This window comes from Hydrogenophaga sp. L99 (assembly GCF_058731905.1).
This window is the reverse complement of sequence record NZ_CM178972.1, coordinates 3,963,126-3,977,239: the sequence shown is the minus strand read 5'-3', so window position 1 is coordinate 3,977,239 and position 14,114 is coordinate 3,963,126. Positions and strand designations below refer to the sequence as shown.

The following is a 14,114-nucleotide window of genomic DNA, read 5'->3' as shown; positions in this document are numbered from 1 at the left end:
TTCCTTGGTCAAACAGCTGGATCGATGAACGAAGGGGAGCAAACCCAGAACGCCGCGGAACCGGCTTTGCCGGGCCGCCAGCGTTGCCCCCTTGAGGGGGTCGCGCGAAGCGCGGCGGGGGTGGGCCATGTCCTTAGCTCTCCATCTTGATTGGGATCGTGCGCTTCTTCTCGGAACCGAAGAGGCTGGTTTCGGTCTGCCCTTCCGAGCAACCGTTGCCGAAACTGAAGCCGCAACCGCCCTTCACGTTGAAGGTGTTTTCGGCGTATTCGCGGTGCGTGGTCGGAATCACGAAGCGGTCTTCGTAGTTCGCGATCGCCATGTAGCGGTACATCTCTTCCACCTCTCGCACGCTCAAACCCACCTGGTCCAGCACCTCCTGGTTGATCAGGCCGTCCACGTGTTTGGTGCGCTGGTAAGAGCGCATGGCCAGCATGCGTTCCAGGGCGCGCACCACGGGGCCGGTGTCGCCGGCGGTGAGCAGGTTGGCCAGGTACTTCACCGGAATGCGCAGCTGCGACACGTCCGGAATCTCGCCGTTGTTGCCCAGCATGCCGGCGTTGGCCGATGCGGTGATGGGCGACAGTGGTGGCACGTACCAGACCATGGGCAGGGTGCGGTATTCGGGATGCAGCGGCAGGGCCACTTTCCACTCCACCGCCATCTTGTAAACCGGGCTCTGGCGGGCGGCGGCCATCCAGGCGTCGGGAATGCCGTCGATGCGCGCCTGCGCGATCACCTTGGGATCGTTCGGGTCCAGGAACAGGTCGAGCTGGGCCTGGTACAGGTCGATCTCGTTGGGCGTGCTCGCGGCTTCGGCAATGCGGTCTGCGTCGTACAGCAACACACCGAGGTAACGGATGCGGCCCACGCAGGTTTCACTGCACACCGTCGGCTGGCCGGCTTCAATGCGCGGGTAGCAGAAGATGCACTTTTCGGCCTTGCCGCTCTTCCAGTTGTAGTAAATCTTTTTGTACGGGCAGCCGCTCACGCACATGCGCCAGCCGCGGCACTTGTCCTGGTCGATCAGCACGATGCCGTCTTCCTCGCGCTTGTAGATCGAGCCCGATGGGCACGAAGCCACACAGGCCGGGTTCAGGCAGTGCTCGCACAGGCGCGGCAGGTACATCATGAAGGTGTTTTCAAACTGACCCATCATGTCTTTCTGGGCCTGCTCGAAACCGTCCAGATTGGCGTCTTTGCTGCGCTTGCTGAACTCGCCGCCCAGGATCTCTTCCCAGTTCGGACCCCACTCGATTTTTTCCATGCGCTTGCCGGTGATCAGCGAACGCGGGCGGGCGGTGGGTGCGTGCTTCATCTCCGGCGCCGACTGCAGGTGGTCGTAGTCGAAGGTGAAGGGCTCGTAGTAGTCGTCGATCTGAGGCAGGTTGGGGTTGCTGAAGATCTTCATCAGCAGCGACCACTTGCCACCCTGCTTGGGCACGATGGAGCCGTCGGCCTTGCGAATCCAGCCACCGTTCCACTTCTCCTGGTTTTCCCACTCCTTGGGGTAACCGATGCCGGGCTTGGACTCGACGTTGTTGAACCAGGCGTATTCGACACCGGGGCGGCTGGTCCAGACCTGTTTGCAGGTGACCGAACAAGTGTGGCAACCGATGCACTTGTCCAGGTTGAGCACCATGCCGATTTGTGCGCGTATTTTCATGACATTTTTCCTTGTAGATCGACGCTGGTTCAGGGGTTCTCGCCCTGTGACTGATAGGCCCTGACCAAGTGGTCATCTGCAGGTGTGTCGAGCCAGTCCACCTTGCTCATCTTGCGCACCACCACAAACTCGTCGCGGTTGGTGCCGATGGTTCCGTAGTAGTTGAAGCCGTAGCTCAGCTGCGCATAGCCGCCGATCATGTGGGTCGGTTTCAGCACGATGCGGGTCACCGAGTTGTGGATGCCGCCGCGCACGCCGGTGATCTCGCTGCCGGGCGTGTTGATGATCTTTTCCTGCGAGTGGTACATCATCACCATGCCGTTGTTCACGCGCTGGCTCACCACCGCACGGGCCGCCACGGCGCCGTTGATGTTGAACAGCTCGACCCAGTCGTTGTCTTCGATGCCGGCGCTCTTGGCGTCGTCCTCGCTGAGCCAGACCACGGTGCCGCCGCGGTTCAGCGTGAGCATCATCAGGTTGTCGCTGTAGGTGGAGTGAATCCCCCACTTCTGGTGCGGCGTGATGAAGTTCAGCTGAATCTCTTTGTTGCCGTTGGGCTTGATGTTGTGAATGCTGTTGGTGGTCTTCAGGTCCACCGGTGGGCGGTAGCTGCCGAAGCCTTCACCGAAAGCGATCATCCAGGGGTGGTCCTGGTAGAACTGCTGGCGGCCGGTGAGGGTGCGCCATGGGATGTATTCGTGCACGTTGGTGTAGCCGGCGTTGTAGCTCACCGTCTCGCTCTCGATACCGCTCCAGGTCGGCGAGCTGATGATCTTGCGCGGCTGCGCCTGGATGTCGCGGTAGCGGATTTTTTCGTCTTCGCGGTAGATGGCCAGGTGGGTGTGGTCGCGCCCGGTCTGCTTGCCCAGCGCTTCCCAGGCCTTCACCGCCACGTGGCCGTTGGTCTCCGGCGCCAGCTGCAAGATCACTTCGCAGGCGTCGATGTCGGTCACGATGCGCGGCATGCCTTGCGACACGCCCTCTTCCAGCGTCTTGCCGTTGAGCTGGCCCAGCTGTTCCACTTCAACACCGGTCTTCCAGCCAATGCCTTTGCCGCCGTTGCCCATTTTGTCGAGCAGGGGGCCCAGGGCCGTGAAGCGCTTGAAGGTGTTGGGGTAATCGCGCTCCACCACGGCAATCTGCGGCGCGGTCTTGCCGGGGATCAGTTCACAGTGGCCTTTTTTCCATTCCTTGACCTCAAAGGCTTGTGCCATTTCACCGGGGGTGTCGTGCATGATGGGCGAGAGCACCACCTCTTTTTCAACGCCCAGGTGGCCCACGCAGACCTCGCTGAAGGTCTTGGCGAAACCCTTGTAAATCTCCCAGTCTGAACGCGATTGCCACACCGGGTCCACGGCTGCGCTCAGCGGGTGGATGAAGGGGTGCATGTCGCTGGTGTTCAGGTCGTTCTTCTCGTACCAGCTGGCCGTGGGCAGCACGATGTCGCTGTACAGGCAAGTGGTGCTCATGCGGAAGTCGAGCGTGACCAGCAGGTCCAGCTTGCCCTGCGGCGCGTCCTTGTGCCACTTCACTTCAGCCGGCTTGGCGTCGTCTTTGCCCAGGTCTTTGCCCTGCACGCCGTTTTCGGTGCCCAGCAAGTGCTTGCAGAAATACTCATGGCCTTTGCCGCTGGAGCCCAGCAGGTTGGAACGCCACACAAACATGTTGCGCGGCCAGTTCTGCGGTGCGTCCGGGTCTTCGCAGCTCATCTCCAGCGTGCCGTCTTTGAGCGCCTTGACCACGTAGTCCTTGGCATCCAGACCAGAAGCCTGCGCGTCCTTCACCACCTGCATCGGATTGGTCTTGAGCTGCGGTGCGCTGGGCAGCCAGCCCATGCGCTCAGCGCGCACGTTGAAGTCGATCATGCTGCCGCTGAAGGCGGTTTTGTCGGCTTCGCTCAGCGTGGGCGACACGATCTCTTCCATGCCGAGCTTCTCGTAGCGCCACTGGTCGGTGTGGGCGTAGAAGAAGCTGGTGCTGTTCATCTGGCGCGGTGGGCGCACCCAGTCGGTGGCGAATGCCAGCGGCACCCAGCCGGTTTGCGGGCGCAGCTTTTCCTGGCCCACATAGTGCGCCCAGCCGCCGCCGCTCTGGCCAATGCAGCCGCACATCATCAGCAGGTTGATGACGCCGCGGTAGTTCATGTCGGCGTGGTACCAGTGGTTCATGGCCGCACCGATGATCACCATGGACTTGCCATGGGTCTTGTCGGCGTTGTCGGCAAACTGCCGCGCCACGGTGATGACCTGCTCGCGCGGCACCCCGGTGATGCTCTCTTGCCAGGCCGGGGTGTAGGCGGCGTTGTCGTCAAAGTTCTTGGCGCCTGATCCCAGACCCCGGTCAATACCGTACTGCGCCACCTGCAGGTCAAACACGGTGGCCACCATGGCGTAGCGCTCTTCGCCGGCCTTGCCCAAGCGCAGGCGCACGGCCGGCACCTTGGCGTGGTTGATCTCACCGTTTTGTGCGTTGGCGGTGAAGTTGGGGGTGTCGCGGCCACCGAAATACGGGAAGCCCACATCCACCACCTGGGTCTCTTGCTCGCCATCTTCGATCACCGAGAGTTTGAGCTTCACGTCGGTGTTGCCGCGTGCTTCTTTGGCTTCGAGGTTCCACTTGCCTTCGTCTTCGCGGCCGGGCTCGCCCCAGCGGAAGCCGATCGAGCCGTTGGGTAGCACCGCTTTGCCTGCGGTGTCAAACGCCACGGTTTTCCACTCGGGGTTGCTCTTCTGGCCCATCTTGCCGTTGAAGTCGCTGGCGCGCAGGTAGCGGTCGGGCACCATGGTCACCGAGCCGTCGGGCAGGGTGTGCTCTTTCAGCATCACCAGCAGCGGCAGGTCGGTGTAGCGGCGAGCGTAATCGTCAAAATAGCTGCTACGCTGCTTGCCGCCGTCTGGGAAATAAAACTCTTTCAGCGCCACGTGGCCCATGGCCATGGCCAGCGCAGCGTCGGTGCCCTGCTTGGGGTGCAGCCAGATGTCGGACAGCTTGGCCACTTCCGAGTAGTCGGGCGTGACGGCCACGGTCTTGCAGCCTTTGTAGCGCACCTCGGTGAAGAAGTGGGCGTCAGGCGTGCGGGTCTGGGGCACGTTGGAACCCCAGGCAATGATGAACGAACTGTTGTACCAGTCGGCCGACTCGGGCACGTCGGTCTGCTCACCCCACACCTGCGGGCTGGCGGGTGGCAAGTCGCAGTACCAGTCGTAAAAGCTCATGCACACGCCGCCAATCAGCGACAGGTAGCGCGAGCCCGCGGCGTAGCTCACCATGGACATGGCGGGGATGGGCGAGAAGCCGATGATGCGGTCGGCGCCGTGCTGCTTGATGGTGTAGACGTTGGCGGCGGCAATCAGCTGGTTCACCTCGTCCCAGGTGCTGCGCACAAAGCCGCCCATGCCACGCACCTGCTGGTAATCGCGGCGCGCTTCAGGGTCTTGCTGAATGAGCGCCCAGGCGTCCACCGGGCTCTTGCTCACGGTAAGGGCTGCGCGCCAGCGCTCCAGCAGGCGGCCGCGCACCATGGGGTACTTCACGCGGTTGGCGCTGTACAAATACCAGCTGTAAGACGCCCCACGCGCGCAGCCGCGCGGCTCGTGGTTGGGCATGTCCCAGCGGGTACGGGGGTAGTCGGTCTGCTGGGTTTCCCAGGTGACGATGCCGCCCTTGACGTAAATCTTCCACGAGCAAGAGCCCGTGCAGTTCACACCGTGCGTGCTGCGCACGATCTTGTCGTGTGCCCAGCGGTTGCGGTAGCTGTCTTCCCAGGTGCGGTCTTCGTTGGTGGTCAGGCCGTGGTTGCCCGAAAAGGCTTCCTTGGGCAGGGTGAAATGGGTGAGGCGGTCGAGAAAGTGACTCATCGTGGGTCTCCGGAAAAAGAGGACTTGGCTTCGTGAATGCGCGCGTTCATGGATTGCGGATTTCGGACCCGGCGCGCAGGTAGAACCACCAGTTCAGCACCAGGCACACGGCGTAGAAGATGGCAAAACCGTACATGGCGTATTCGGGCGAACCGGCCTTGATCTGCTGACCGATCACCACCGGGGCGATGAAGGAACCGTAGGCGCCGATGGCCGAGGTCCAGCCCAGCACGGGGCCGGCTTGCTGGCGGTCAAAGATGACGCCGATGGTGCGGAAGGTGGAGCCGTTGCCGATGCCGCTGGCGGCAAACAGCACGATGAACAGCACCATGAAGAGGAAGAAATATTCTTCGGGTGTGGCCGACTTGTAGGCCAGCAGCATCACGTAGCCCACAGCGGCCGAGGCGAACACCATCACAGCCGAGATCACTTGCGTGACGATGGAGCCGCCGAGCTTGTCGGAAATCCAGCCACCCACCGGGCGAATCAGCGCGCCCACAAAGGGGCCGATCCAGGCGTAGGTCAGGGCCGACGGCGCATTGGGGTTTTTCAGCGTGTGCGTCATCAGACCGGTGACCGGGTCCACCACGTGCTGGAAGCCGAAGATCACGGTGATGGACAGCGGCAGCGCCATCGAAAAACCGATGAAGGAGCCAAAGGTCACGATGTACAGCGCGGTCATGGACCACGTGTGCTTGTTGCTGAAGATCGCGTATTGCTTGCCGATGTTGGCCTTCATCTCACCGAAGGCGGCGAGCTTCATCACCACCACGGTCACCACCACGATCAGGGGCAGCGCCACCCACATGTTGAGCAGACCGAGACCCGTGGGCGCAGGCAGGTAGAGGTACAGGCCAATCAAGCCGATGATGCTGGTGAGGACCCAGAGGTAAATGATCTTGGCAAACGCTGCCAGGGTGCCGCCGTAGTTGGGCGACAGCGGCAGCAGGTTGTTCATGCCGAACCAGGCGGCGAAGACCAGTGGCACCAGGATGGCAGCCCAGATGAAACCGGCGTTCTGGATCCAGGTTTCGGTGCCGGCGGTGATCTTGCCCAGGATCCAGCCCGAGTCTTTGATCAGCGTCATCGACTCACCGGCGAAGGTGCCAAACACCGCAGCCGTCATGGCCAGGGGAATCAGCACCTGCATGGTGGTCACGCCGAAGTTGCCCAGACCTGCGTTCAGGCCCAGCGCCGTGCCCTGCTGCTTCTTGGGGTAGAAGCCGGTGATGTTGGACATGGAGCAGGCAAAGTTGCCGCCGCCAATGCCTGAGAGGAAGGCGCAGAGCTGAAACACCCACAGTGGGGTGCTCTGGTCTTGCAGCGCAAAGCCGGTGATCACCGCCGGGATGATGAGCAGTGTGCTGGTGAGGAAGATGGTGTTGCGCCCACCCGAAAGACGGATGAAGAACGAGGCCGGGATGCGGAAGGTCGCACCCATCAGGCCGGCAATGGCGGTGAGCGTGAACAGTTCTGCTGGGGCGAAGGGAAAGCCCAGGTTGAGCATCTGCACGGTGACGATGCCCCACATCAGCCAGACGGCGAAACCGACCAGCAGGTTGGGGATGGAAATCCACAGGTTGCGGGTGGCGATTGACTTGCCTTTGGCGGCCCAGAAGGTGGCGTCTTCGGGCCGCCAGTCGACGATGTCGGCTCCCGAGTACGTCTGCAGGTTCGCGCCTTCACCAGCGGTGGCGGTGCGCGTGTTTTTGTTGCTCATGACAGGGACTCCTGTGGGGAAAAATCGGTTCGCCAGGCGTGTGGCCGGGGTGGCGCAGCGTTGGGTTTTCAGGGCTGCTGCCAGCGTGCGAAACGCTCGGCGAGGTGTGACCATGACTGTGCGGCAGCCCGGCTGCGGCGAACATCCTTCAAAGGGGCGCCAGCACCGGTCTGAAAGACCGATGGGCTGGCGCCTGGCCATCGTCCAAAAGAACTACACGGCCAGCATGCTGCGCAATGGCCCGCCGACCATGAAAAAAGGCCGTGGTGTTCACGGCGTTGGTGGTTGGTGACAACGCGCCCGGGCTTACTTGGGCGCCATGCCTTGCTGCTGCGCGCGGGCCAGGATCACGCGCAGGTCTTCCAGGCTCTTGAAACGGGCGGTGAGCATGAGGCCCTCGCCTTTTTCCTGCAGCTCCACGCGGCCACTGCCTGCGAACAGACGGGCAATCTCGGCCTCGGTATCGCGTTTTTGCTGCACTTCCTGGGCAATCGCATGGTCCACCGACGAGATGATGTATTCGTCGCCAAAACCACCCTCAGGTTCTTTGAGCCAGACCAGGCAAGCCACCCAGCTCAGCAAGGCGCCGCCCGCGATCACAAAGAAGAACTGCGAGGGCGTGACGTACATGAACAGGAACAGGTAGAACACCGCGCCCACGTTGCCGTAAGCACCGGCCATACCCGAAATCTGGCCGGTGAGACGGCGCTTGATGGACGGGATGATGCCGAATGTGGCGCCTTCGGCACCTTGCACAAAAAACGAGCAGCCGATGGTGATGGCCACCGCAATGATGAGCGGCCAGTTGCTGTTCATCATGCCCATGAGCGCGAAGCCCACGGCAATGCCCAGCATGTAGGACAGCATCACGAAGCGGCGGTTGCCGAAGCGGTCGGACACCAGGCCGCCCATGGGGCGCGCAAACAGGTTCACGAAGGCAAAGGACGCGGCGATCAGGCCGGCCATGGCCGCCGACAGACCCCAGGTTTCTTCAAAGAACATGGGCAGCATGGAGACCACCGCCAGTTCGGCGCCGAAGTTGGCGAAGTAGGTGGTGTTGAGCGCGGCCACCGATTTGAACGGGTAGCGGTCGTCCTTGGGCACGCCCTTTTTCAGAATGGGCAGGTTGACCCGCAGCACCTGCACCAGCTGGTACACGATGACAAAGGCAATCGACACGTAACAGATCCAGGCGGTGAAGTCGTCGATGAACCCGGTGTTTTGCACCCGCCACACCAGCAAGCCCAGGATGCCGACCATGGGCACGGTGAACAGCAGCAGCAAGACCAGGTCGCGGTAGCTAGACACCTCCAGCGCGGCGGTCTTGCGGGGCTTCTTGTGCGTGTCTTTGGTGGGGCCGTCGGTGATGGCGAACCAGTAGAAAACACCATAAAGACCCATGATCACGCCGGACAGTGCTACCGCGTAGCGCCAGCCATCGTCGCCACCAAACATGGTGAGCGCGATGGTGGGCAGCGTCATGGCGGCAGCGGCCGAACCGAAGTTGCCCCAGCCGGCGTAGAAGCCTTCGGCAAAGCCGATGTCGCGTGGCTTGAACCACAGCGCCGTCATGTGGATACCGACCACAAAGCTGGCACCCACCGAGCTCAGCACCAGGCGCGAGACGAACAGCTGTTCTTTGGTGGTACCGAAAGCAAAGAACAGGGTGGGCACCGCCATGGTGACCATCAGCACCGAGAACACGCGGCGTGGACCAAAGCGGTCCAGCGCCATGCCCACCAGAATGCGGGCCGGTATGGTGAGCGCCACGTTGGCGATGGCAAACAGGCGCAGGTCGTCTTTGGTCAGCCAGTTGGCCGACTTGAGAATGGACGACGCCAGCGGCGCCATGTTGAACCAGACGTAGAAGCAGATGAAGAACGCGATCCACGTCAGGTGGAGCGCCTTGATTTCCCGGTTCTTGAACCGGAAGATGTCACTGACTTGCATGATGAAACCTCGTTAGCTCAGCGCGCTCAGTCGCCGTGGGTGGGGACGATCAGCAGCGGGCACATGACGCGGCGCGCCAGGAAGGCGCTGACCGAGCCAAAGGTCATGTGGTCGAACTCTTCCACCAGCGCGTCCAGCCGGCGCGTGATGAAGTTGCCGTCGGGCTTGTAGGAATGGCGCGCCATCACCAGCACGTCGGGGCGGCGCTCTTCGGTGGCGCGCAAGATCATTTTTCGGGCATCGCCCTCGGCAAACAGCACCTTGGCGGGGAAGCCAGCGGCCGACAGCTCGGCGGCGGCGGCCTCGGCACCGGCTTTTTGTTCCTTGAACTGCGCGTCGAACATCTCGTCGCCCGCGCTGGTGGTGCTGCCGGGTTCCTCGATGACGGAAATGAGCGTAACGGTGGGCAACTCTTGGGCAAAGAGCCGCTTGACGACGTCGAGCGCGATGCGCGCATTGCGCGAATGGTCGTAAGCCAGCATGACTTCCATGTTTTTTTCTCCAGTGGATACGGACGGATCAGCCATGTCGTGACCCGGCACGCCGCCACGCGGCGGCGGTCTGTCGCCGGGTGACACGGAACCCGGCGAGCAATAGCCCTATTCGGACCAGGGTGACCGCTCAACTGTGCGGCGGCAGCGCCCGCCTGAACATCCTTCTTTGGCACGCGGACGCGTTCCACACGGACGATGGCCCGCGCGTGGCCATGCTCCTAAAGAACTATTCAGCCGCTCAAGGGGATGTGATGCCACCGGTGCGATGCCCACGCAGGAACCCGGCGGGCGGGTGGCGCCTTAGCCGCGCAGACCCTGGTGCACGGCGTACACCGCCGCCTGCACCCGCGAGGTGAGGTGGAGCTTGCGCAGGATGTGCTGCACATGGATCTTGACCGTCGTTTCGGCGATGTCGAGCTCGCGGGCGATCAGTTTGTTGCTGTCACCGCGCGCGATCAAGCTGAGGATCTCGCGCTCGCGAGCCGACAGCAGGGCCAGGCCGTCGGCCTTGCTGGCGGCGGGCGCTTGCAGGGGCGCCGCTGCCGTGGGCACATCACCGTCCTGCGCACTGGGCTGGCGGGGCGCCTGGTTGCGAAAGGCCTTGAACAGCTTGGTCATCATCTCCGGGCTGATCACCGACTCACCGTCGAGCACCTTGACAATGGCGTCACCGAGCTGGTCGGACTCCACCGTTTTGAGCAGGTAGCCGTCGGCGCCGGCCTGCAAGGCTGCGGCCAGGTCGTCTTCGTTCTCGCTCACGGTGAGCATCAGGATGCGCATGTTGGGCGCGGCCTCTTTGAGCCCACGAACCGCGTCCACCCCGCGCACACCGGGCAGGTGGTTGTCCAACAGGGTCGCGTCGGGCCGGTAGCGCTCCACGCTGCGCAGGGCCTCGCCCGCATCGGCGGCTTCGGCGACCACCTCAAAACGCTCGTCTTGCGACAGCAGGGCGCGCAGGCCACGGCGAAACAAGGTGTGGTCGTCCACCAGCAGCAGCTGGATACGGGGCGTGTGGGGCTGGGTCATGGGGTGGGTATCCGGTTCTCAGGAGCGGCAGGTACAGCAAGGGTGCTGGCCAGAAGGTTCAGGCCCAGCGTGCTCGTGCCGTTGGCGGCCACGGGGTACGGCGGCAGGGTCAGGGTCACGGCGGTGCCGCCGGCGGGGGCAGAAGCCACCTCCACCTGGGCACCGATGCGCTCGGCGCGTTCGCGCATGATTTTCATGCCCACGTGGGTCGGGCCATGGACGTGTGCGGCGTCAAAACCGGTTCCGTTGTCGCGCACGGTGAAACGCCACCGGGCGCCCTTGGCGACTTCCAGACTGACGTGGCTGGCGTCCGCGTGCTTGCGCACATTGGACAGGGCTTCCTGAATCACATGCAGCACCTGCACCTGCACGTCGGGCGGCAGTGGCAGGCCTTGCCCGTCCATCTGCAGGCGGGTGGGCAGGCCGGTCTGGTGCTGGAACTTCTGCAGGGTTTCCTGCAGCGCGGCTTCGATGTCGTCGGTATTGGTGCGGGTGCGAAAGTGCACCAGCAACTCGCGCACGTCGTGGATGCTTTCGCGCAGGCCCACGTCCAGCTCGTCCAGCGTGGTCTGCACCTGCACCGGCTGCTCTTTCTGGACCGCCGTGCGCAGCAACTGCACCTGGATTTTGAGAAACGCCAGCGACTGGGCGATCGAGTCGTGCAACTCGCGGGCGATCAGGGCACGCTCTTCAGCCACCGCCGCCTCGCGCTCCAGGGCCGCAGCGCGCAGGCCCTCGAGGGCGCTGGCGAGGTGGCTGGCCAGCGCGTCCAGCAGTTCGGTTTCGTCGGCATTGAGCGCGATCTCGCCACGAAAGAACAGATCGATTTCGCCGATCAGCCGCTGCTGCAGGCGCACCGGCACGCTCACCACGTTCTGGTAGCCCACCTTGGCACAGTGCCGCATGGGCGCTGCGTCGTGGCTGTGGATGGGGATCACGCGGGTGCGCGCGTCGGGCTGCAAGTTGCCGCAAGCGCAGGCCCCGGCCAGCAGGCTGCGCTCTTCTTCCATCATCTCTTGCGGGAAGCAGTCGGACGCCAGCATCAGGTAGCGCTGGTTGGCTTCGTCCGACCAGCGCACCGCCACCGCATCGGCCTTCATCACCTGGCGCACGCGCTGCGAAAACCCGCGCGAAAGCTCCTCGATGGTGTTGGCGCTGGCCAAAAATGCACTCACTTCGTACAAGGCCTCCAGCCGGGCGCGCTGCGCTTCAATGCGGCGCGTCTTCAGCTCCACCTTGCTCTCCAGCCCTTCGTACAGCGACTGCAGCGTGGCGGCCATGCGGTTGAAGCCGGCCGCGACCTGGCCAAATTCGTCGTGCGTGTTCACCGCTACCCGCACCGAAAACTCACCCGCTTCCAGCTGGCGCAGACCCTGTCGCATGTTGGCCAGCGGGTTGATGACAAACCGGTAGCCGGTGTAGAGCATGAGCACGGCACCCCCGATGGCCAGCGCCATCATGAGGAACTGAAACAGGTTGAGGATGGCGGTCAGGCCCGAAAGCTCGTCTTCGATGGCATGCACAAAGCGGTCGATCGCGTCCACAAACACGCCCACGCCCTGCTGGGCCGATTCGGTGGTGACGTCACCTTGCAGCCACAGGCTGCGCTGCACCTGCCAGAGCGACTGCACCGACGCGAACTCGCGCCTGACGCCCGCTTCCCAGGGCACAAACAGCGGGCGGCTCGGGTCGCCGCTGCGCAGCAAGGCCAGGCTTTCATCGAACTGGGTCACCAGGGCCACCACGTCGGCCGGTGGCGCCTGGGCCTGCACCGCGCTGGTGATGCGCCAGGTTTGCATGCGCATGCGCCCAGCCTCGTTGACCGCGGCCGCGCCGCCTTCGAGCTGCCAGGTGACCCACAGCGTGAGCCCGATGGAGGTCAGCGCCACGATGAGAAAACCGGCGCCGAGGCGAACCAGTTTGGTGGACAGGGAGGCGCTAGATGGCATGTTCATAGGTTAGCGGCTTTCCTGGCGTCCGGATACACGTGCCGGGCTCACGGCACCGGCCCGAACCACCGTCACAGCAACGCCAGACGCGGCAACCCGGGCACCACGCGCATGGGCTGGCCCAGCCGCGCGCCCTGGGGCTGCGCCATGGGCGCCACCAGGTCGGCCAGCGTCACACCGTCCAGCACCTGCAGGTAGCTCGCCATGGCCTGCTGCAGCGCCCCTTTGAGCCGGCAATAGCCGTCGAGACGGCAGCTGTTGTGCTCGGCGTCGAAGCATTCCACCTGCGTGAAGTCGGTTTCGGTCTGGCGCACCACGTCGCCCAGCACAATGTCCTTGGCGGGTTTGAGCAAACGAAGGCCACCGCCGCGCCCGCGCGTGGTTTCCAGCAGGCCCATGCCCGAGAGCGTCATCACGATCTTGGTGAGGTGGCTGCGCGAGATGCCGTGGGCCTCGGCAATTTCGCTGATGGTGGCGGGCTGCTCGCGCTGCGCGCAGGCGGCACAGTACATGAGCACCCGCAGGCTGTAGTCGGTCCAGTTCGTCAAACGCACGCCGCATCCTCCCAATGACCGATGGTCTTTTGCCGTTTCTTAACATGCATGTTTGATGGATTTTATGCGCTAATATATTCACACCAAATGAACCTTTAAGGAACACAGACCATGAGCCACGCCGCCACCCTGGACCACCCCACCGACGACCGCGCCCAGCAAGCCATCGGGCAGATCGCCGTCAACCTGCCCGGCTCCACCGCCGTGTTTCGCCGCCTGAAGCTCGACTTCTGCTGCGGTGGCCAGGTGGCGCTGCAAGCGGCCTGCGAAGCCAAGGGCCTGCCACTGGACGCGGTGCTGGCCGAACTCGCGCAGCTCGACCGCCCGGCGGCACAAGCGGCGCCGCAGGCGCCCGGCGCGATGATCGACCACATCCTGGCGCGTTACCACGCGGTGCACCGCGAGCAACTGCCCGAACTGATCCGCATGGCGCGCCGGGTGGAAGCTGTGCACCGCGACAGTCCCGACGTGCCGGTGGGCCTGGCCGCGCACCTGGAGGCCATGGAGGCCGAGTTGCTGGAGCACATGGAAAAGGAAGAAACCGTGCTGTTTCCCATGCTCAAGGCCGGCGGCACGCCCATGGTGCGGCACCCCATTGCCGTGATGCGCGACGAGCACACCAGCCACGGCGAACAGCTGGAACGCCTGATGGCCCTGAGCCGCGACGCCACACCCCCTGCAGGAGCCTGCAACACCTGGCGCGCACTCTACGCCGGCATCGCCCAGCTGTCGGACGACCTGATCAACCACATCCACCTGGAAAACAACCTGCTGTTTCCGCAGTTTGAACCCCAGGCGACCGCCTGCTGCCCCTGAGAACAAGCCGCTTGCGCCAGATCAAGCCATGAGCACCTTGACGTGGGTCAAGGTTTCAAGGCGGTGCCGCTGGTAACTTGAT

The 14,114-nt window shown here is 63.5% G+C and carries 9 protein-coding genes; 1 reads left to right on the top strand and 8 read right to left on the bottom strand.

The window, feature by feature from the left end; genetic code table 11:
• Window positions 1–133: 133 nt before the first annotated feature.
• The 8 genes from narH to AC4QBL_RS19000 form a co-directional block, all read right to left on the bottom strand.
• A complete protein-coding gene (narH, locus tag AC4QBL_RS19035; RefSeq protein ID WP_472900390.1) occupies window positions 134–1,666 on the bottom strand; it encodes a nitrate reductase subunit beta in 1,533 nt (510 codons plus the stop codon).
• Window positions 1,667–1,695: 29 nt separating this feature from the next.
• Window positions 1,696–5,523: a nitrate reductase subunit alpha gene (locus AC4QBL_RS19030; RefSeq protein ID WP_472907698.1), complete on the bottom strand. Its 3,828-nt coding sequence runs from the start codon at window positions 5,521–5,523 to the stop codon at window positions 1,696–1,698.
• 46 nt (window positions 5,524–5,569) lie between these two features.
• Entirely contained in the window at window positions 5,570–7,243 is a 1,674-nt protein-coding gene (locus tag AC4QBL_RS19025) for an MFS transporter (RefSeq protein ID WP_472907699.1), read from the bottom strand.
• A gap of 306 nt (window positions 7,244–7,549) precedes the next feature.
• The gene (locus AC4QBL_RS19020) at window positions 7,550–9,193 is read right to left on the bottom strand and encodes an MFS transporter (protein WP_472900393.1); all 1,644 of its coding nucleotides are present in this window, start codon (window positions 9,191–9,193) and stop codon (window positions 7,550–7,552) included.
• A gap of 26 nt (window positions 9,194–9,219) precedes the next feature.
• On the bottom strand, window positions 9,220–9,684 hold the full coding sequence (locus tag AC4QBL_RS19015; RefSeq protein ID WP_472907700.1) for a universal stress protein: 465 nt from the start codon (window positions 9,682–9,684) through the stop codon (window positions 9,220–9,222).
• A gap of 303 nt (window positions 9,685–9,987) precedes the next feature.
• The gene (locus tag AC4QBL_RS19010; RefSeq protein WP_472907701.1) at window positions 9,988–10,713 is read right to left on the bottom strand and encodes a response regulator; all 726 of its coding nucleotides are present in this window, start codon (window positions 10,711–10,713) and stop codon (window positions 9,988–9,990) included.
• Window positions 10,710–12,668, bottom strand: coding sequence for a type IV pili methyl-accepting chemotaxis transducer N-terminal domain-containing protein (locus AC4QBL_RS19005; RefSeq protein WP_472907702.1), 1,959 nt, complete (start codon window positions 12,666–12,668; stop codon window positions 10,710–10,712). Before AC4QBL_RS19005 ends, AC4QBL_RS19010 begins: the two co-directional genes overlap by 4 nt.
• 65 nt (window positions 12,669–12,733) lie before the next feature.
• Complete coding sequence (locus AC4QBL_RS19000; RefSeq protein WP_472900397.1) at window positions 12,734–13,216, bottom strand: RrF2 family transcriptional regulator; 483 nt, start codon at window positions 13,214–13,216, stop codon at window positions 12,734–12,736.
• Between the two features lie 111 nt (window positions 13,217–13,327).
• Here AC4QBL_RS19000 and ytfE point away from each other — a divergent pair, with 111 nt between their 5' ends.
• The gene (gene ytfE, locus AC4QBL_RS18995) at window positions 13,328–14,032 is read left to right on the top strand and encodes an iron-sulfur cluster repair protein YtfE (RefSeq protein WP_472900398.1); all 705 of its coding nucleotides are present in this window, start codon (window positions 13,328–13,330) and stop codon (window positions 14,030–14,032) included.
• Window positions 14,033–14,114 lie beyond the last annotated feature (82 nt).